Source organism: Arthrobacter sp. K410C, from assembly GCF_059090105.1.
Genome location: NZ_JBNHFJ010000009.1, coordinates 61,279 through 81,435 on the forward strand (window position 1 = coordinate 61,279; position 20,157 = coordinate 81,435).

Here is a 20,157-nt window from a genome sequence, read left to right on the forward strand (position 1 = left end):
CCTGACCTACCTTGAATGACAGGAGCCAGCTTGTGACCCAGGGAACAACTACCCCCTCACGGCTCGAACCCACTGATCGCCATGCGACAGGACAACGACGTCATGAAAGGCACACCATGAAGAAAGCAGCAAGCCAAGGCCGGAGGTTCCTCTCCGCCACGGTGCTCGCGTCCGTAGCAGCACTGGCGTTGAGCGCCTGCGGCGGCGGTGATACGGCAAGCGAGCCAATTGTCGAGGAAACCGGGCCGGTTGAAATTTCGTTGGCAACTCCCGCTTACGCTGGCGGCGGGGCGGGCAACCCCTACCTGGCACTGATCGATGCCTTTAAGGCGGAGAACCCCAACGTTACGGTCAAGCTCGTGGAGTCCCCGGCCGACCAGCACGGTCAGACCCTGCGCACCCAGCTCCAGGCCGGCAACGCCGCGGACCTGTTTTACGTGACCGCCGGCCGCGGCAACAACCAGTCCTTCGCCTCGCTAGCTGAAGCTGGCTACCTTCACGATCTGACTGGCCAGGAATGGGCTGCGGATGCCATCCCGGAATCCGCAAAGAACCTCTACTACGATGACGACAAGCTCTTCGCCGTCCCGGCAGACCTTGCACCGCTTACCCAACTGCAGAACACCAAGGTCCTGACGGAACTCGGCCTGGAGCAGGCAAGCACACTGGACGAAGTCCTGGAGCAATGCAAGACGGCTCGTGCAGCCGGAAAGTCCCTATTCGCCGTCGCCGGCACCTCCGCAGCTAACATGGGCCTGCACGCCATGCAGCTGGCAGCGGGCATCGTTTACGCCCAGGACCCCCAGTGGGACGCCAAACGTGAGAAGAAGGAAACCACATTCGCCGACTCCGACTGGACGAAAGTGCTCGAGCAGATTGTCGAGTTCAAGGACGCGGGCTGCTACCAGGACGGAGCGGCAGGCGCTGGCTTTGACCAGTTGTTCCCGTCTGTCGCCCAGGGCAAGGTAGCCGCGGTGTTCGCGCCGGCCGGGGCGGTGGCTGCGCTCCGCGGTCAGGTCAAGGACGGTTCGTTCGACGTCGCAGTGATCCCCGGTGAAAAGCCCGAGGACAGCCGTCTGATTGCCAGCCCCGGCAACGCCCTGGCTGTCAACGCCGCCGGAAAGCACAAGGGGACCACATTGAAGTTCCTCGAATTCCTGGCACAGCCAGCGAACCAGGATGCCCTTGCCAAAGCCAACGGCAACGTGTCCATCACGGCCGCAGTCTCGGGCACTGTCCCGTCCCAGTACCCCACGCTTGAACCGTTCTTCGCAGAGCCTGACAAGAAAATCGTCACCCAGCCCAACTACCTGTGGCCGAACAGCGGAGTGTACGACTCTCTGGGCACGGGCATCCAGGGCCTCCTGACCGGACAGGCCACACCTGACCAGGTCCTGAAGACGATGGACGAGCAGTACGACCGCGGCGCCTAGCCAACGGCGACGCAACCTGATTGGAAAACACCCCCATGACCGCACAACTCGAGCAGAAAACGGAGGGCGCCCGGGTTACCGGGCGCCAGCCCCGCTCCACCAAGTCCAACGGCAGCAAAGACCTCCGCACCGAGCGCCGCTTCGCTGCCTGGTGGTGGTTCACACCCGCGCTCCTGGCCCTTGTGCTCATCCACTACGCGCCGAGCGCCATCGGTGCCTTCTTCGCCTTCACAAACTGGAAAGGCATCGGAAAGTGGCAGTTCGTCGGCTGGGATAACTTCGCTGCCATAGCCGAGGGTGGCCCCACCACTACGGCGCTCACCAACACCTTCATCATCGGCATCTCGTTCGTGATACTGACCAACGTGCTGGGTCTGCTGTTGGCGCTCGGCCTCAACCGGACCGTGAAGTCCCGCAACGTTATCCGCACCCTGATCTTCGCGCCCGTAGTCCTTAGCTCCCTGGCAACGTCCTACATCTGGAAGTTCATCTTTGAGCAGGACGGACCACTCAACGAGTTCCTGGCCTGGGTTGGCCTGGAGTCGATGCAACGGACGTGGCTGGGCGACCCGGCGACAGTCCTTCCGGCAATCATCATCGTGATGGTGTGGCAGAACGTCGGACTGGTCATGGTCATGTACCTGGCCGGACTCGCCACTGTTTCCCCGGAACTCGAAGAAGCTGCCGCGCTGGACGGTGCAACGCTGTGGCAGCGGTTCAACTATGTGATCCTTCCCGCCATCATGCCGTCTGTGGTCATCGCCATGACACTCATGCTCATCAACGGTCTACGGGTCTTCGACCAGATTCAGGCACTGACGGGCGGCGGCCCCTACGGGGCTTCGGAAACCCTCGCCGTCACCATCTACAAGGAGACGTTCGTTATGGGCCGCTTCGGCTTCGGCGCCGCATTGGCCTTGGTTATGTCCGTAATCATCATCATCCTTACCGTGGCCCAGCGCCTCCTCCTCCGCACGAACTCCAAAGGTTAGTCAGCTCATGTTCCGTTATACGAAGAAGACCCTCCTCCGCGAGGCACTGCTGATCCTGGTTGCCCTAGTTTTCCTGTTGCCGTTCTACTTTCTGCTTAACCTCGCCTTCAAGAACGGCAACGATGCCCTCACCACATCGGCAATGCAGCTCGTCACTAACCCGACGTTGGATGCCTTCGGCCAAGCCGTCCGCGGGGGACGGCAGGCCACACTGATGGACGGCATGCTGAACAGCATTATCATCACCGCCGGCAGTGTTTTGGTCCTTGTCTTTATCGGCTCCATCTCGGCATACACCCTGAGCCGCCGGACCGGAAAGCTGAGCAAGGTGGCTATGGGCTTGATTCTGGTGACCATGGTCCTTCCGGCACAGGCGGCAATCATTCCCATATACGTAGGGATGCGCAGCGTGGGCCTCGTGGGCACGCACACCGGCACCATAATCATGTACGCGGGAGCGTTGCTTCCCATTTCGATCTTCCTGTACATGGGCTTTACCAACGGGATCGTCAAGGACTACGAGGAAGCAGCCCAGATCGACGGAGCCTCGCGCTTCACCGTGTTCCGGAAAATCATCTTTCCGCTCCTTTCTCCGGCCACCGGCACCGTGGCAATCTTCACCGGCCTCATCGTGTGGAACGACTTCTTCACCGGCCTGATCTTCCTCAACGGCTCAGACGCCGTCACGCTGCCCGTCGTGATCTACAACTTCGTCGGTGAAAGCGTGTCCCAGTGGAACGTGATCTTCGCGGCCATCATCATCTCGATGATCCCGATTCTGGCGTTCTTCCTCGTCGCCCAGAAGCAGTTCATCCAAGGCTTCACCGGCGGCGTCAAGAGCTAACAGACCATGAACTGGGCGATGGAGATAGCCCCATGGTCCGATCGTCGTAGACAGCGTCAGTTACTGGGTTTCGCCAAAATTCAGGTCCCCTTTCTGAAAGGCTTTATACGCTCGCTAGATACCCTTCAAACCCACTGAGAGACCGCACAGGTGCCATGTAGTCCTGGCTACGATATCGATTTAAGTGAACTTAGGAGCAATACGTGGATTCGACTAAGATCGCCGACCGAGGGGTCTTCCCGGTCGCGCTCGGCACAGCAAAGTTCGCTTTCAGCGGCATAGAGCGGTCAGAGGCCGTGAGGGCTTTGGTAGACGCTGTGAACGGCGGGGTGACGCTTGTGGACACCGCGCTGGCTTACACGCGGCCCGGCGTTGAGTCTTATGCAGAGCAAATCGTCCGTGATGTGATCGCCAAAGTGGGCCGAGATAGCCTGACCATCGCAACAAAAGGCGGCCACTGGCGTAGGGGAAATGAATTTCCGATTGATGGAAGCCCCGAAGCCTTGCGTCGGCATTGCCAGATCAGCTTGCGGACACTAGGTGTTGAGCGGATTGATTTGTACCAGCTCCATCACCCCGACCCTGGCCTGCCTATCGAAGACAGCGTAGCCGCGCTGGCAGAACTGCGCTCGGAAGGACTCGTCGCAGCAATCGGACTCTCCAATGTGAGCGCAGAGCAGCTCGAACGCGCGCGACTAGTGACGACAATCGATACTGTCCAGAATCGCCTCTCAGTGACCTCGCCCGAAGATCTTCCTCTAGCCACCGCATGTGCACGAGCGGGAATCCCATACCTTGCCTATCAACCTCTGAACGGAGGTAGCATCCCAATACCGGCTGTGCTTCGAGTCGCCCAGCGACACAAGGTATCGCCCCATCAAGTAATGCTCGCATGGGTCATCGCACAAGGCCCCGGACTTATACCCATCGTTGGGGCGACCACGACGCAGAGCATCGAAGATTGCCTGCAAACCGTCAATCTTCACCTCGACACTCGGACCTTGCTGACCTCGTTGATCTCACTGACGCCAAGTCCCGAAGGGCTGCCCCATAAATTTGTGCAGTACTGCGGGACGCTTTTACGTCGCCACCACCGTTTCTCCGCCTAGCGGACAAACGGTAGCTGCCTCCCGCCCATGCCGAACACTCGGCCATAACGCAGACCCAACTCGACGGACAGCCCCTAGGGAGGCACCCCCGCCCATTTTCAAACTCCGATAATGGATATTCCGTCAAGCTACGGCAGCGTGGACTAATGCACATCGACGGCAGGCAGGGGCGCCTCACTCCAGCTTGACCTGACGCAGGTACTGGTAGACCGTTTCCCTGCTGATCCCGTAATCACGGGCAAGGACGGCTTTCGGGATACCGTTGCCGGCGCGCTGGACCAGCTCGGCCGCCCGTTCTGGTGTCAAGGTTTTCTTCCGACCTTTGTAGGCGCCGCGCTGCTTGGCGAGGGCGATGCCCTCCCTCTGGCGCTCCCTAATAAGGGAGCGTTCAAATTCGGCGAACGCGCCCATGACGGAGAGCATGAGGTTGGCCATGGGGGAGTCCTCGCCGGTGAAGACCAGGCTCTCTTTGACGAACTCCACGCGCACGCCTTTTCGGGTCAGGCCCTGGACCAAAGCGCGTAAGTCATCAAGGTTGCGGGCCAACCGGTCCATGCTGTGCACGATCACAGTGTCCCCGTCGCGTGCGAATCGCAGCAGTTCCGTGAGTTGGGGCCTGGTCGTGTCCCTGCCGGAGGCCTTGTCCGTGAAGACCCGGTCCAGAACCTGGCCCTCGAGCTGGCGCTTCTCGTTCTGGTCCAGCGTACTCACGCGTACGTAGCCGATCCGCTGTCCAGCCACGTGAACCACCCACCTTCAATACTGTCAGGTTGAGTTCTAGGCGCATCCCAGATGAAAGTCAAGACCTACAGTTCGAGTGCGTCCAGTTGGGGTGTGCCGTACCTTACAGGAGCAACGCCCCCAAAGGCTCCTAGCCCCTACGCCCTGAAACTGCAGCTAAGGAGTGGTGCTCGTCACCGGCTGGGTTGGCCCATCCTGGCAGACAGTACGAACCTGCCGACCGTCCCTCCAGCGGTACGTTCGTCTACCTCTTCCATAAGAGAGCTTGAGTCGGATGATGCCTTGATCCGAAGACAGGTATTCAATTACCCCACGTGCAATAACCAGACCGTCGTCGAGCACCTCAACCTCATGACCCAGTCTGAGGCCTTTCCAATCCGCTCCTTGAATAATGTCCCCGTGAGTAGCGTCTGAATGTGATGGCAGCTGAGAGCTGGTGTTGGTTACCCGCGTTTTCGCCAGAAAGAGCAACGTCAGATCGCGGGCAACAGCTTTCTGGGCGTCCGCATGATTTTCGTACCCTGTGCCCTTGTGTTTCTTTCCATACTTCAAGGCTAGGGAAGCCTCGTCACCGTTTCGTTGGGAAGAGAGCGGATCGTGAAAGATTACATCCGCGCTTTGCCGAGCGGTGTCTAGGCCGAGAGATGGAAGTGGCAGATCAAGGTGGGTGGTAGCGTCGACAGGCTGGGGGAGGACACTTGGATACATCACGCCAAGGACCACCACAACAATTTCCGGCGGGAAGTGCTGCGGCGGCCCAGGGCAAGGGAGAGGGGATCGCTTGTCCTCGCCCGCGTGCTGCCGTCGTTGAGTACGGGGTTTCATTGTTCTGCTCCTGAACCATACTGTCCCAGCATCATCGGATGGGACATTAACTTCCTCCGCACGGAGCGGTTTCCTTCTTCCAGCTACCTCCGCGCTGGGTGGAGTGTTCTCACCTTTCTCATAAAGCAGCGGGCAAGGAATTCCTTCACCTCCAGCTTTCATGATGCTGCCTAACCATAAGGAATCCGTTTCGTCCGTTGGGTGTGGCCAACGTGACTAACTCGCATTTGAAGGTGCGGCTGGGCCGGAAGGGGATGGCGGGACGGTGTGCAACAACTCTTGCCGCTGTCCGTACCGGAGCCACTGACGGGCAGTAGATTCATCGCCTTCCACCTCAGCGTGAAGCGGGGGATCAGTCTCGGTGCCGCCATGCAGCACGCGCTCCGCTATCACTCCCCGCGATGGCGGACGGGGAGTGTCGGACGGTTGGCCACCGGATAAATGCAGCGGGGATTTTCCGTCCTTTTCTGTGACCATCACACCCTCCCGAGCGCCTCAATATCCTCCAGGAACTGCTCGTGAACATCCGGGCTGACCGTTGTTCGGGTTTCGCCGATGGCGTCCAGGTAGTCCTGGGTGGAGGGACCTTTGCGTACCGCCTCACGGACGGAAAGCTGGCCCCCAAAGGCCAGCCCGCCGTCGTCGTAGACTGCCTTTTCCAGAGCGCGCTGGGAGGCGCTGCGGGCGGCGTATTCGATGTCGGCCGGGGAGAAGCCCTCGGTGCGTTCCACAAGAAGTTCCACGTCCACGGAGTCGGCAACGGGCGCCGGGATGAATCGTTGCCACATGGCTTCGCGGGCCTGGCGGTCGGGCAGCCCTATGGGGATGACGTAGTCGAAACGGCCATGTCGCAGGAAGGCGGTGTCCAAGGCGCGGATGAAGTTGGTGGCGCAGACCAGAAGGCGACCCGGCTGTTCGCGGAAGGCAGGGATGATCTTGAGGAGCTCGTTGGTAACGCCCTGCAGCGGCGAGGGCGGCTCACCGGAACGCTGGGATGCGATTTCTTCCACCTCGTCAATGAACACCACGGCGTGCTCCAATTCCGAGATTTCCAGGAACGTTTCGCGGAGCGCGCCGGCAAGGCCGTGGGGATCTGCGGCGAGCCGGGAGGGGAAAACCTCAACGAAGGGCCACTCCAGGCGGGAAGCGATGGCCTTTGCGAACGTGGTCTTGCCTGTGCCGGGCGGCCCGAAGAGCACCACAGCCCGCGGCGGGACCACGCCGAATTCGTCGGCAAGGTCGGCTTCGGCCAGGGGCAGGACCAGACGGCGTTCCAGCAGTTCCTTCTCTTTACGCATTCCGGCTACGTTTTCCCACAAATCCCTTGCTAAGACGCGTCCGCCCAGCTGGCCGAGTGCACCGAGTTCCTGGCGCTGGACCGGTATGGTTCGCTCGAAGTAGCGAAGGTTTTTCTTCAATGCGAAACCGCGGCTAAGGAAGCCCTCGACGCGGGTTTCGGATTCGGGCATGAGTGCTGAGAGCTTGTTCAGCCCGTGTGGCGCCATCCGGTTTTCGACGGCGGCCAGCAGGGAGGTTCCAATCCCGCGGCCGCGGTACTTCGGCAGCGTGGTCAGGAAAACGATCCAGCCCTGGTCGTGCGCGGCGCGTCCGACGGCGGCACCAATCACTTGCTCGCCTTGCACCGCCACAACGGCGTGGTCCTTCTCGCAAGATGCAAGGACTTCGGACAGTGCGTATACCGGATCGACGTTGGAGGCTTTGAGGGCTTCCCACAGATGCAGAATCCCGTCGAGGTCCGCTGAATGGAAATCCCTGATCCGCCAATTAGTCATGCCGTACTCCCAGTGGTTCTTCGTTGAATGGGTTTTGATGTGGTGCGGCGGACAGTACGTTCAGTTGACGTGGGTCAACTGAACGTACTGTCCGCTCGCTCTCTGCTCATGGGTGGCGTTGGCTAGCGGGCGGCCGCCAGCTCAGTCTCGTTGCACTCCTTCAGGTAGAGCGCGTAGGCGGGGAGGGTCAGGAAGGTAGGGAAGTCCCGGCCCAACGTCACTTGGGTAAAGATTTCGCGTGCGTCTTCAAAGCGGTCCCCGTCAAACCTCTCCAGTCCATCGAATTCGTCCTCCAGCAAATCTTCTACCCATTCCTTGGAGATAATGTCTCCCTCATCGGTGATGGCGCGGGCGTAGATCCACTGCCAGAGCTGGGAGCGGGAGATTTCGGCGGTGGCGGCGTCTTCCATGAGGTTGTGGATGGCCACTGCGCCGTTGCCGCGGAGCCAGGATTCGATGTAGCGGATGCCCACTTCGATGTTGTTCCGGATGCCCTGCTCGGTGATATTGCCCCTTGTCGAGGCAATGTCCAAGAGCGCGCGGTCGTCTGGAGTGACGTCCTCGCGGAGCCGGTCCAGCTGGTTCGGGCGGTCCCCGAGGACGCCGTCGAACACCTCGCGGCAAACCGGTACCAGGTCCGGGTGGGCTACCCAGGAGCCGTCGAAGCCGTCGTTGGCCTCGCGGGTCTTGTCCGCACGCACCTTCTCGAGCGCGTTGGTATTGGCTTCTTTGTCCTTGCGGTTGGGAACTGCGGCTGCCATGCCGCCGATTGCCATGGCACCCCGTTTGTGGCAGGCGCGCACGAGCTGTTCGGTGTAGGCGCGCATGAACGGCTGGGTCATGGTCACCTGGGCGCGGTCAGGCAGGACGAACCGGGGGCCGCGGGTGCGGAAGTTCTTGATCAGGGAGAAGATATAGTCCCAGCGTCCGGCGTTCAGGCCGGCGGCGTGGTCCCGCAGCTCGTAGAGGATCTCCTCCATTTCGAAGGCCGCGGTGATGGTCTCGATCAGCACGGTGGCGCGGACGGTTCCGCGCGGGATGCCGAGCAGGTCCTGGGCCAGGATGAAGATGTCGTTCCACAGCCGTGCTTCAAGGTGGTTTTCGATCTTCGGCAGGTAAAAGTAGGGGCCCTTGCCCTGGGCGAGGAGGCGGCGGGCGTTGTGGAAGAAGAACAGGCCGAAGTCAACGATCCCGCCGGCCACCGGGGCGCCGTCGATGAGCATGTGCTTTTCCGGAAGGTGCCAGCCGCGCGGGCGGACCACGATGGTGGGCAATTCGCCGGCGGGGCGGAGCTTGTATTCCTTGCCCTCAGGAGAGGTGAAATCGATCCGGCGCTCGAGCGCGTCGGTGAGGTTCAGCGGGCCCTTGATGACGTTCCGCCAAGAGGGGGTGGAAGAATCTTCCATGTCAGCGAGCCACACGTTCGCGCCGGAGTTCAGGGCATTGATGGTCATCTTACGGTCCACCGGCCCCGTAATTTCTACGCGGCGGTCCTCCAAGCCCGGAGCCGGTGGGGCGACCCGCCACGACATGTCCTTGCGAATCCACTCCGTTTCCCGGAGGAACCGAAGGTCTTTGCCAGCACGAATTTCGCTCCGCGTGGTTTGCCTGGCTTTCAGTAGCTCCTGTCGGCGCTCTTCGGTCGCCCAATGGAGCGTCGAGACAAATTCCAAGGCTTCCGGCGTCAAGATCTCATCCTGCCGACGAATCGGCTGGGCAGTAAATCGAATTCCGTTTATGGTGAAGCTGTCTATCAAGCTGTTCATGGCAGTGTTTCCTCAGGAAGTGTGACGCGCGGTCCCACCGCTTTTCCTGCAGTAGGACCGCCGTCGGAAGTTTTAGTGGAACTGGCCCTCTTCGGTCGATCCGACCAGGGCGAGGGTGGATGCGTTCGGGTTGAGCGCGGTGGAGATGGTGTCGAAGTAGCCGGTGCCGACTTCGCGCTGGTGCTTGGTTGCGGTGTAGCCGCGGGACTCGGAGGCGAATTCCTTTTCCTGGAGCTCGACGTAGGCGCTCATGCCTTCGCGGGCGTAGCCGTGGGCGAGGTCGAACATCGAGTAGTTCAGGGCGTGGAAGCTGGCCAGGGTGATGAACTGGAACGTGAAGCCCATGGCGCCAAGTTCACGCTGGAACTTGGCGATGGTGTCGTCGTCCAGGTGCTTGCGCCAATTGAACGACGGCGAGCAGTTGTAGGACAGCATCTGGTCCGGGAACTCGGCCTTGACAGCTTCAGCGAACTTGCGGGCCAGCTCCAGGTCCGGGGTGCCGGTCTCCATCCAGATCAGGTCCGAATAGGGTGCATAGGCCTTGGCGCGGGCAATGCAGGGTTCGATGCCGTTGCGGACCTTGTAGAAGCCCTCGGCAGTACGGACCGGCTGGCCGCCTTCGCGGAGGATGAATTCCTGGTCCCGCCCGTCAACGTCTGAGGTGATCAGGGTGGCCGCCTCGGCGTCGGTGCGGGCGATGACCACGGTGGGGGTACCGGCGACGTCAGCGGCCAGGCGGGCTGCGTTCAGGGTCCGAACGTGCTGCTGGGTGGGGATCAAAACCTTGCCGCCCAGGTGCCCGCACTTCTTCTCCGACGCGAGCTGGTCCTCCCAGTGAACACCTGAAGCGCCGGCGGCGATCATGGACTTCATCAGCTCGTACGCGTTCAGCGGCCCGCCGAACCCGGCCTCGGCGTCGGCGACGATCGGGACCAGCCAGTCCTCAACGCTCTGGACGCCCTCGGAGAACTCGATCTGGTCAGCGCGGAGCAGGGCGTTGTTGATCCGCCGCACCACGGTGGGAACCGAGTTGGCCGGGTAAAGGGACTGGTCCGGGTAGGTGTGCCCGGAGTTGTTCGCGTCCGCAGCAACCTGCCAGCCGGAGAGGTAGATGGCCCGCAATCCGGCCTTGACCTGCTGCACTGCCTGGTTCCCGGTCAGGGCGCCCAGGGCGTTGGTGTAGCCGCCGGTCTTGTGCTCTTCGGTGAGCTGCTTCCACAGCTTCTCCGCGCCGCGCCGGGCCAGGGTGTGCTCTTCGGAGACACGTCCCCGGAGACGGACGACGTCGGAAGCCTTGTAGTCCCGGGTCACACCTTCCCAGCGGCGGTTGGCGGCCCACTCGAGCTCCAGGGCGGCGGCCTGCTGATCGGAGGTCTGCGGGGTGGGCTTCGTTGCTTCAATCATTCTGTAAATCTCCTTATGAGGCTCGTTCTCGTCTGCTTCCCCGCAGCGAACCAGCCAATTGAAGTGGATCTGCTCTCCCTCGGTCCGGTTTTTGGGCGCAGCGGAATGGGACCGGGGTGGGCTCCTCTTGCTCTTGAGCAGGAGGGATATGGGGACTCGCTTCATCGCCCTGTTGGGCGCGTCAAGCAAAGTTCTTTGCCTTCTTTTCGAAGGCTGTCTAGGTTTGCCCGTGATGGGGCTCGTTGGCTACAGGTCGGCCAACGCTGAAGTGGGGTTCTCGATGGCGTCGGCGACGTGGCGTAGGAACCCGCCTGCCGCTCCGCCGTCACAAACGCGGTGATCAAATACGAGCGTCAGCTCGACGACTTTTCGGACGGCTATTTCTCCGTTGACCACCCACGGTTTGTCGATGATGCGTCCTACGCCAAGGATTGCGACTTCGGGGTAGTTGATGATTGCAGCTGATCCGTCTACCCCGAAGACGCCGTAGTTGTTCAGTGTGAAGGTGCCGCTGCCTAGTTCAGCCGGTGTTGCTTTACCTTCGCGTGCGACCTTGCTGAGGCGGCGGATTTCGGTATCCAGTTGACGGGCGCTGAGTTTGTCGGCGTTTCGGATGGAGGGAACTACGAGTCCCCTGTCGGTTTGCGCGGCAAACCCCAGGTTTATCCCGTCGAAACCGATAATTTCCTTCAGCTCACTGTCTTCCGCTTCGTGGGCGGTTTGGAATCGGGTATTCAACTCCGGGTACTTCTTGAGGCCGGAGGTGACGAAACGGGCAATAAAGGCAAGCAGCCCAGGGGTGCTGTCGGCATTCTGTTTCTTCATGCCCTCCCGCAGCTCTACCAGTGTCGTTGCATCGGCATCAACCCAGACTGTGGCTTCGGGAATTTCTGTTCGGCTGCGGGACATGTTGGCAGCCACCGCCTTGCGCACGCCCTTGACCGGCGTCCTTGCTGCAATACGAAGTCCAGTACGGGAGTCAATGTCTGTATCGCGGGTAGTTGGATCGGCCCCGGCCGCCGGCGCTTCTGCCGGCGACTCTTTTGTGGGCGCGAGAGCGGGGGTTGTTGGCAGGGAGGGAACTGAGATGGCCGTTTCCACGTCACGCCGTGTTATCAAACCGGCTGTTCCTGTGCCGATAAGCGAGTTTAGGTCGATTCCGTTTTCTCGGGCCATCCTGCGAACGAGGGGCGAGCTGACGGTTCCGGGTCTTCCCTGGATTGGTGGACTGGATGCCGGTGCCGACGCGTTAGCACCGGCTGTGGTAGCAGCGGCCTTACGGGGTCGGTTGCGGCGCGCCTGGCCATACCCTCCCGGGGTGCCGTAGCCGATCAGGACGTTCCCGGAACCGGCCTTTTCTTCTTCCCGATAGGCAGTTGCGGCGGCGTCTGCGGCTGGTGTGGCGCTTTCGTCGAACAAAGGGATGCTGGCAGACACGCCTGGAGTGCCGGCAGCCGTCACGGAGATCAGAGGCTTGCCCACGTCAAGTGTCTGGCCCGGTGCGCCATGGAGGATAGCTACCGTCCCAGCGTAGGGCGAGGGTACTTCAACCATGGATTTCGCTGTTTCCACTTCGGCAATGGGCTGGTCCACGCGGATTTCGTCGCCCACGGAAACGAGCCAGTTGACCAGTTCCGCCTCGGTGAGGCCCTCGCCGAGGTCAGGGAGGAGGAATACGTTTGGTTCGCTCATGATTAGTCTTCCCACTGGAGGTCGTCGACGGCGTCGAGGATGCGGTCCACGCCGGGCAGGTAATAGTGCTCTAGTTTCGGGGCCGGGTAGGGAACGTCGAACCCGGTGACACGGCGGATGGGTGCTCTCAGGGAGTGGAAGCAGCTTTCCTGGACCCGGGCTACGATCTCGGAGGCCACGGACGCGAAACCGTGGGCTTCGGCAATCACTACGGCACGCCCCGTCTTGCGTACAGATGCGCTGACGGTTTCGTCATCGAAGGGGACGATTGAGCGGACGTCAACGACTTCCAGGGAACGCCCTTCTTCGGCGGCTGCAGCAGCTGCCGCCAGAGCCGTTGGAACGGACGGGCCGTAAGCGATGAGGGTAGCGTCAGTCCCGGCGCGGGCGACAGCCGCCCGGCCCTCACTCGAGGTGCCTCCTTCGGTGTTGGATGCATGCTGATCGCGCAGGGCCTGCAGGTCTACAAGGTCCTTGGACCAGTAGAGTTTTTTGGGCTCCAGGAAGATGACGGGGTCATCGGAATCGATGGCTTCGCGCAGCATGCGGTACCCGTCAGCCACCGTGGCCGGTGCGTACACCTTCAAACCGGCGGTGTGGGCGTAGTACGCCTCAGAGGAATCACAGTGGTGTTCGACGCCCCCAATGCCTCCGGCGTACGGGATCCGGATCACGATAGGCAACTTCACCGCGCCCTTGGTGCGGTTATGCATTTTGGCCACGTGGCTGACGATTTGTTCAAACGCGGGGTAAGCAAAAGCGTCGAACTGCATTTCAATTACAGGCCGCATGCCGTTCATGGCCATGCCCACGGCCATACCCACGATGCCTGATTCTGCCAAAGGAGTGTCGAAGCACCGTTGGTCACCGAAAGTCTTGGTCAAACCGTCGGTGATGCGGAAGACTCCGCCTAGCGTTCCGACATCCTCGCCGAAAACGACGACTGACTTGTCGGTGTTCATCGCATCGACCATGGCTGTATTGATTGCCTTGGCGAGGGTCGCTGACTGCGGTCCGTTTTCAGGTGCGGCCGCGCGGGCAGCAGCCGTGGCGGTGGCGGCACTGACGCTGCCGTTGGCCTCGGAGGAAGTTGTGATGGTGGGGCTCATTTGGTTGCTTCTTCCCGGGAGATTTCGTCGGCGAGCAGCGCAGACTGTTCCTTCAGTTGCGGCGTGGGGGAGGAGAAGACGTACTTGAAGAGGTCCTGGGGGTCCACGGCGACGTCTTCATTGAGCCCGTCCCGGAGTTGGGCAGCGACTACTTCGGCCCTTTCGGCTATCTGCGTTTCAAGCTCGTCGTCCAACAGGCCTTTATCAGTGAGGTAGGTCATCATCCGGCTCAGGGGGTCTTTCGCTAGCCATTCGGCGACCTCACTGTCCTGGCGGTAACGGGTGGCATCATCGGCGTTGGTGTGCGCCTGCATTCGGTACGTGTGTGCCTCGACGAGAAGCGGACCTGAACCTTCACGGGCCAGTTTCACTGCTCGGCCCAGTACTGCCAGGAGAGCGACGAGGTCATTGCCGTCCACGCGTTCTCCTGCCATCCCGTAGCCCACTGCCTTGTGCGCCAGAGACGGGGCGACGGACTGCTGCGCCAAAGGCACGGATATGGCGTACTTGTTGTTTTGTACGAAGAAGATGACGGGGAGTTTGAAAACAGCCGCGAAGTTCAATGCTTCGTGGAAGTCGCCTTCACTGGTCGCCCCGTCCCCGCACATAGCCAAGACGACAGTTTCCTCACCGCGCAGCTTGGCTGCGTGGGCTACGCCGACGGCGTGAAGCAGCTGAGTGGTCAGGGGTGTGGACTGGATACCCACTTTGTGGTCGTTAGGGTTGTACCCGCCGTGCCAGTCACCTCGGAACAAGGTCATTACCTGTACGGCGTCGACACCTCGGGCCATTACTGCCACGGAATCGCGGTAGGTGGGGAACATCCAGTCCCCGTCCGAGAGGCAAAGGGCTGCTGCTACTTGACAGGCTTCCTGGCCGTGGCTGGACGGGTAGACAGCCATACGCCCCTGGCGGACCAGGGCCGAGTTTTGGTCGTTAACCCTGCGTCCAATTACCAGCTGCTCATAGGCAGCTACCAGCTCCTGGTCTCCAGGAACGGGATATTCGTGGCCGGGTTGGGCGCCCTGATCGTCAAGGGGGATGAGCTTGCCGTCCGGATCTACCATCTGAATCGGGTGGTGCGCGGGGAGCATGTAGTCCTCCACCGTGATGCCGAACTTGCGCACCGACTCCGGAATGGAGCCCTCGGCGGGCGTAACCGGAGCCTCTTCGGGTGCCTTGGGGTTGGCGGAGATCGTCATTGTTCCGTCCTCGATAGATCAATATTTCCAACAAATTATCCTTTCAGACTAATTCTTGAATACCGTTCCGATGAAAGCGTGGACAATAATCTGCTTTTCGACCTATTAAGAAGACATTTTGAAGATATGGTGTGGCTTACGCACTGGTACAGAGACCAATAGAAACCTCCGGGAGCTGAGGTCCGTGGACGCCGCTAACCGGAGTAGGACACCAAAGGGGGGCAATGCTCATGGGAGCTGTTTTCCTGGCAGAGGTACTTCTGGTTGTCGTAACAGCCTCGGTATTCCTGCGCGGGCTGGATACCCGCCAAACAGAGGTGCCGGGTCAAGGTGGCCAAACTAAAGGAGCGGAGGTAGCCCTGACGTGCAGGTAGGATCAGGTCCAGTCGAAGAACCCCTTATCTGACTTGCGTCCAGGGCCGCCGCGGGCCACATTTTCTCTCTGAAAATTGCGGCGGGGCAGATCGTTCGCCCAGGGTGGCATGTAAGTACTCGGCGATCCCCAACCGCACGTCGAGACCCACGAGGTCGGTCGTTTTCAGAGCCCTGCAGCTCAAGCTGGTATCCCGTGGGCCCGCAGACGAGAGACAGTCCGCAAGCCCAACTGATCGAGCGCACTCGGCACGACCCGCTGGAAGACTCCGGAGGTTTTCCCGGCTACGAGGAGATCTACGAGGAGATCATGGATGCCTTGGCCGACCCGTCGCATCCTGACCATGCCGAACGCTCCGCAATGGGTGGCCGACATAATCGGCTCTGATGCGCCGTTTGACCCTGCCTGAGCCAGCAGTCTCCTTCTCCAGCTCTTTGGTCCGCTTGGACGCTTTGGGCTTTGGCGTTCTTCTCGGACGTGTACTGGTTCAGGCACCGGTACCAGGACGCCCTCGGGGATCTGCAGTCCCATCGGGAGAATCCGCCGGAGTAGGAGAGTTCGATAGGGACATTTTTGCCTCGCGAAGGGCGACTTTCGGTCATTGAGATGGCGTTTTTCGTTGTTTCTGCCATTTCGCCACTGTTTCCAATGGGTCTTGAGATGCTGGAGCAGCTCCTTATTCAGCAAGACAGGAATAGAAAATGAAGCATGTGGTAGTAGTTGGCGGCGGCATCGTCGGCCTGTCGGCGGCTTGGTTTCTGATGGCAAAGGGCAATCGGGTCACTGTGCTGGAGAGGAAGCAGATAGGTTCTGGGGCATCGTGGGGCAACGCCGGGTGGATTAGCCCGGCATTTTCGGTGCCCCTGGCCGAACCGGCAGCGCTCAAGGTTGGTCTGTCGGCATTCTTCTCCAACACCTCTCCTGTTTCGGTCCCGCTCCGCCCCGACCCAAACCTCTTCCGGTTCCTGATGGCGTTCGTGGGCAACTGCCGGGCGGACAAGTGGGAGGCAGGCGTCCAGTCCCTTACCCCACTTAACCTGCAGGCGCTGCGGGCTTACCGCGAATTGGAAGCCGCAGGTGTGCAGGGCGGCCCCGTGCGAATGGATCCGGGACTGATCTTCACCGCCAGCGCTCAGCAACTATCGGGCATCGAGCACGAATTGAAGTTCGTTCGAGCTGCAGGCCAGGATGTTGACTTTGACCTTCTCGACGGGCAGGCTGCCAGGCGCTTGGCACCCATGGTCTCGGAGGACCTTGGCGGGGCGCTAAAACTCAACGATCAGTATTACCTGGACCCACGAGTTTTCGTGAGCTCTTTGGCAAAGAGGCTCGTGGCCAGCGGCGCCGTCATTAAAGAGGGTGTCTCCGTGCTCGGTGTGGAGCATGATGGCGGCCCAGTCCTTCACACCAGCGCGGGACGTATGCCTGCAGATGCGGTCGTCATGGCGAATGGGGCGTGGCTTGCCGACTTCCGAAAAAAGCTTGGCATCCGGCAAGCCGTCCAGGCCGGCCGGGGATATAGCTTCAGTGTAAAGACTGACGCCCTGCCATCTGGGCCGCTCTACTTCCCGTCCCACCGGGTGGTCGCCACGCCCATGGGACAGACATTGCGCATCTCAGGAATGATGGAGTTCCGCCACCCTGACGCTCCTCTCGATCACCGGCGCCTCGATGCCGTTGTCCGGACCATTAAGCCTTTACTTCCATCCATTGATTTCGACCGCCGCAGCGAAGAATGGGTGGGATCGCGCCCGTGCACGGCGGACGGATTGCCGCTTATCGGCCGCAGTCGGATCCCGGATGTGCATGTCGCTGGTGGGTACGGCATGTGGGGCTTAACCTTGGGCCCCGCCGGAGGCCAAATGCTCGCAGAGCTGATCTCCGGAAACAACGTTCCTGAAGCCGTCGACTTTGACCCCCTGCGTTAACATCCGCAACAGCAACGAGGAGAAAAACATGAACAAGACAGCACGTATTATCAGCACACCGGAGGCATTGTCGTCTCCAGCGCTGTCACAGGCCGTACAAATCGGCGATTTCTTGTTCGTCTCCGGCCAAGCGGGCATCACGCCTGGAGCTCCAGGCGCTCCGGTGCAGCTGGAGGACGAAATCGAGCTGGCCATCAACGCGCTCGAGGCTGTTTTGGCCGCGGCCGGCTGTGGTTTGGAATCCGTTGTGAAAACTACTTGTTACTTGCGCAACATCGAGGATCTGGATCTGTTCAATGCCGTGTACGTGACCAGGTTTGCTGAACCCCGTCCGGCCCGCACTACCGTCCAGGCAGCTCTGGCAATGAGTCTGCGTTTCGAGATCGATGCCATAGCTGTGATCGGTCCCTAGATTCCGCTGGATGGGGTCCATGCGGCAGACGCGAGTCTTAGGGCGTCCCGGCGGCCGGCAATCTTTGCCCGCAGCCCGGTGGCGAACGCTGTCAGCGCAGGGCGTCGCTGAGCAAGCCGCCTCGTTTCCCTGTCGCTACCACGACTCCCACATCCATACTGTCGGCATGTTGTGCCCATTCTGCATGGCTAATAAAGTCATCCAAGTCAGAACGTGACGCCAGGTCCACCGCGATCAAGACCTGGTAAGGTCCAGTGATTCGGCTGGCGTATCGGATGCGGGGGGTGCCCTCAATGGCAGCGACCAACTGGTCGAGCTCCCGGGGCGCAGTCCGCGCCCAGATCAACGCCTTGATGGGCAAACCGAGCACCGCTGGGTCAACCACGGCGCGCACGACCAGCTGCCCGTCCTGCCGCATTTGATCGATGCGCCTCCTCGCAGTGGCTTCCGATACACCGGCAAGCCGGGCCAGTTCCTCGTAGGTCCTGCGCCCGTTCTCCATCAGGGCGGAGTGCATGATTCGGTCACCGGGCGAGACGCCCTCCAATTCACCGATATGCAGTCTTTGATCCACGGGGGCTCCGGACTCCAACTCCTCGCACTCGGCGTCACTAAGCACCCCGGGGCGCCATTGGTGAGCGGTTCTTAGGTACCGCAGGACCGGATAGGTACTGCTTGATGTAAGCCCGGGAATAGCCGGCAACTCTTCGAACAGGAAGGTCAGCTCTTCGGCCCGGGAGTGACTGACCTCCGCGACGATGTCGTGAGAACCGGCGACCATGTGGGACCACATCGTTTCGGGTCGGGCACTAACGGCCCGGGAGCACATCCGTACGTGTCCTGGGCCGCACTTCAGGGCCAGAATCGTGCCGTTGGCCTTGAGCTGCATGCCCGTGACCCGCATGATGCCACTGTCCAGCAGGCGCATTCCACGGCGGGCCACTGTCCGCTCGTTTTCTCCTAATGCCCTTGCGACCCGCAACCAGGAAGCGCGCCCGTCAAGCTGCAGGGCGCCGATGATCCTACGGTCCAGATCATCGATGAGGTGCGTCACTTCGGGGCGAGAAACTGAAGTCATTGGCCGATCGTATGTCAGATTCCGTCGAATTACACCAGCCCATTGACCGTGCGAATCAGCGTGACCAATATCAAATATGCCCTTCATTCGAGGAAACACCATCCCGGGAAGCCAGGTCGCTATGACAACTCACCCCTCTCAGCAGACAGATCAACAGCGCGATGCCCAGCACTCGCCGCGACCTCCGCGCACCGTGGCCACCCGCATCAGGGCCATGGGTCCCGGCATGGTTCTGGCAGTTACCAGTGTCGGGGCCGGTGACATGGTTACCACCTTGAATGGATCCTCCGCCTACGGCATGGCTCTCGTGTGGACGATCGTGATTGGAGTGCTGATCAAGTTCGCACTTACGGAGTGCGTGGGGCGCCTCCAGCTAAGTTCCCGGCGGACCATGCTCTCACAGATGGCCGACATCAGCGGACCAGTGCTTCCTGTGGTTTTCTTGCTTTTCATGGTCGTCATCGGCCTCTTCTACGGGGCGGGCCTGAGCTCAGTGGCGGCACTCGCCGTCGTGGAACTTCTTCCCGCCGCTCCTGTGGTCCCCGTGACCATCGCCATTGCCGTCACCGCAGGAGCAATGGTAGCGCTAGGACGATATTCCCTCTTCGAACGAGTCATGGTCGCCTTGGGGTTACTCATGTTCGTGACCGTCCTCGTCAGCGCCGTCATGGTCGTGGCGGACGCTGACTCGCCTGAGGTCACGTTCAAAACCATTGTGCCCCAGTTGCCCACAGGATCCATCCTGGCCGTCCTGGCACTGATTGGTGGCGTGGGTGGGGCCGCCGGTATCCTCGCCTACGCATACTGGGTGCGGGAAAAGCGGTGGCAGGGACGAGAATGGTTGCCCCACCTCCGGGTTGACACGGCAGCCAGCTACATCGGGGTAATTGTGTTCGCGGTCGCAATGAGCATCCTCGGTACAGGTCTGATCTACGGCACCGGTAAGAGCATCGCCGGCAATGCGGGCCTGGCCACGATCGCTGGCCCCATGGCCGACATGGCCGGGGAAATCGGTCGGATCGGCTTCCTTCTGTGCCTACTGGCGGTTGTCTTCAGTTCCATCCTTGGAGGTTTCAGCGCCATGGGCTATCTCATTGCCGATGCCATCCGTGTTCTGCGGAAGGTTCCCGACGAGGATGCTGACGCCCACATGTCCAGTTCTACCCCCGTATTCCGCTCGGTGATCCTCTACTGCGTACTGAGCGCCATCGCCTTCCAATTCGTCGGGCGCCCCGTGACCCTGGTGGTGATCTATGCGACCCTGTCGGCGTTCATCCTGCCTGTGCTTTGTGGCAGCCTGCTCGTGCTGCTCAACCGTCGCAGCCTCAACCGAGGTTTCCGCAACGGCATCCTCAGCAACTGTGCTCTCGGGCTTGGGCTCGCGTTGTTCGGCAGCCTGTGCGTAAACCAAGTCGTTCAAGTCCTCTCCGGTTCAAACTGACCGAGATTACCGAAA

Annotated in this window: 16 protein-coding genes and 1 pseudogene; 8 read left to right on the forward strand and 9 right to left on the reverse strand. The window is 60.9% G+C overall.

Features of this window, described 5'->3' with window-relative positions; all coding sequences use genetic code 11:
* The first annotated feature begins 116 nt into the window (after positions 1 to 116).
* The 4 genes from AC5RU7_RS13825 to AC5RU7_RS13840 all read left to right on the forward strand — a co-directional run bounded on the left by AC5RU7_RS13825 (position 117) and on the right by AC5RU7_RS13840 (position 4,378).
* Positions 117 to 1,433, forward strand: coding sequence for an ABC transporter substrate-binding protein (locus AC5RU7_RS13825; protein ID WP_494052703.1), 1,317 nt, complete (start codon positions 117 to 119; stop codon positions 1,431 to 1,433).
* 35 nt (positions 1,434 to 1,468) lie between these two features.
* Entirely contained in the window at positions 1,469 to 2,425 is a 957-nt protein-coding gene (locus AC5RU7_RS13830; RefSeq protein WP_494052704.1) for a carbohydrate ABC transporter permease, read from the forward strand.
* A 7-nt stretch (positions 2,426 to 2,432) separates the two neighbouring features.
* Positions 2,433 to 3,269, forward strand: coding sequence for a carbohydrate ABC transporter permease (locus AC5RU7_RS13835; protein ID WP_494011293.1), 837 nt, complete (start codon positions 2,433 to 2,435; stop codon positions 3,267 to 3,269).
* A 203-nt stretch (positions 3,270 to 3,472) separates the two neighbouring features.
* Entirely contained in the window at positions 3,473 to 4,378 is a 906-nt protein-coding gene (locus tag AC5RU7_RS13840) for an aldo/keto reductase (RefSeq protein WP_494052705.1), read from the forward strand.
* 174 nt (positions 4,379 to 4,552) lie between these two features.
* On the opposite strand, the gene AC5RU7_RS13845 is transcribed toward AC5RU7_RS13840, so the two are convergent.
* The 8 genes and pseudogenes from AC5RU7_RS13845 to AC5RU7_RS13880 form a co-directional block, all read right to left on the reverse strand.
* The gene (locus AC5RU7_RS13845; RefSeq protein WP_494052706.1) at positions 4,553 to 5,119 is read right to left on the reverse strand and encodes a recombinase family protein; all 567 of its coding nucleotides are present in this window, start codon (positions 5,117 to 5,119) and stop codon (positions 4,553 to 4,555) included.
* 1,301 nt (positions 5,120 to 6,420) lie between these two features.
* Positions 6,421 to 7,737 (reverse strand): ATP-binding protein, encoded by a 1,317-nt coding sequence (locus tag AC5RU7_RS13850; protein WP_494052707.1) that lies wholly within the window; start codon positions 7,735 to 7,737, stop codon positions 6,421 to 6,423.
* A gap of 122 nt (positions 7,738 to 7,859) precedes the next feature.
* Entirely contained in the window at positions 7,860 to 9,503 is a 1,644-nt protein-coding gene (gene aceB, locus AC5RU7_RS13855) for a malate synthase A (protein ID WP_494052708.1), read from the reverse strand.
* 72 nt (positions 9,504 to 9,575) lie between these two features.
* Positions 9,576 to 10,907, reverse strand: coding sequence for an isocitrate lyase (gene aceA / locus AC5RU7_RS13860; RefSeq protein ID WP_494052709.1), 1,332 nt, complete (start codon positions 10,905 to 10,907; stop codon positions 9,576 to 9,578).
* A 246-nt stretch (positions 10,908 to 11,153) separates the two neighbouring features.
* Positions 11,154 to 12,599: a dihydrolipoamide acetyltransferase family protein gene (locus AC5RU7_RS13865; RefSeq protein ID WP_494052710.1), complete on the reverse strand. Its 1,446-nt coding sequence runs from the start codon at positions 12,597 to 12,599 to the stop codon at positions 11,154 to 11,156.
* A 2-nt stretch (positions 12,600 to 12,601) separates the two neighbouring features.
* A complete protein-coding gene (locus AC5RU7_RS13870; RefSeq protein WP_494052711.1) occupies positions 12,602 to 13,708 on the reverse strand; it encodes an alpha-ketoacid dehydrogenase subunit beta in 1,107 nt (368 codons plus the stop codon).
* Positions 13,705 to 14,910 (reverse strand): pyruvate dehydrogenase (acetyl-transferring) E1 component subunit alpha, encoded by a 1,206-nt coding sequence (gene pdhA, locus AC5RU7_RS13875; RefSeq protein ID WP_494052712.1) that lies wholly within the window; start codon positions 14,908 to 14,910, stop codon positions 13,705 to 13,707. The genes AC5RU7_RS13870 and pdhA overlap by 4 nt, the downstream gene beginning before the upstream one ends.
* A 376-nt stretch (positions 14,911 to 15,286) precedes the next feature.
* Positions 15,287 to 15,452: pseudogene (locus AC5RU7_RS13880) on the reverse strand (3-hydroxyacyl-CoA dehydrogenase family protein); the annotation flags it as partial.
* Between the two features lie 26 nt (positions 15,453 to 15,478).
* On the opposite strand from AC5RU7_RS13880, the gene AC5RU7_RS13885 reads away from it, so the two are divergent.
* The 3 genes from AC5RU7_RS13885 to AC5RU7_RS13895 all read left to right on the forward strand — a co-directional run bounded on the left by AC5RU7_RS13885 (position 15,479) and on the right by AC5RU7_RS13895 (position 17,623).
* Positions 15,479 to 15,670, forward strand: coding sequence for an IS1096 element passenger TnpR family protein (locus AC5RU7_RS13885; protein WP_494052713.1), 192 nt, complete (start codon positions 15,479 to 15,481; stop codon positions 15,668 to 15,670).
* A gap of 314 nt (positions 15,671 to 15,984) precedes the next feature.
* Entirely contained in the window at positions 15,985 to 17,211 is a 1,227-nt protein-coding gene (locus tag AC5RU7_RS13890) for an NAD(P)/FAD-dependent oxidoreductase (protein ID WP_494052714.1), read from the forward strand.
* 28 nt (positions 17,212 to 17,239) lie between these two features.
* The gene (locus AC5RU7_RS13895; protein WP_494052715.1) at positions 17,240 to 17,623 is read left to right on the forward strand and encodes a RidA family protein; all 384 of its coding nucleotides are present in this window, start codon (positions 17,240 to 17,242) and stop codon (positions 17,621 to 17,623) included.
* Positions 17,624 to 17,714: 91 nt separating this feature from the next.
* Here the strand turns inward: AC5RU7_RS13895 and AC5RU7_RS13900 are convergent, their stop codons facing one another.
* Positions 17,715 to 18,701: an Lrp/AsnC family transcriptional regulator gene (locus AC5RU7_RS13900; protein ID WP_494052716.1), complete on the reverse strand. Its 987-nt coding sequence runs from the start codon at positions 18,699 to 18,701 to the stop codon at positions 17,715 to 17,717.
* A 121-nt stretch (positions 18,702 to 18,822) separates the two neighbouring features.
* Here AC5RU7_RS13900 and AC5RU7_RS13905 point away from each other — a divergent pair, with 121 nt between their 5' ends.
* A complete protein-coding gene (locus tag AC5RU7_RS13905) occupies positions 18,823 to 20,142 on the forward strand; it encodes an Nramp family divalent metal transporter (RefSeq protein WP_494052717.1) in 1,320 nt (439 codons plus the stop codon).
* Positions 20,143 to 20,157 lie beyond the last annotated feature (15 nt).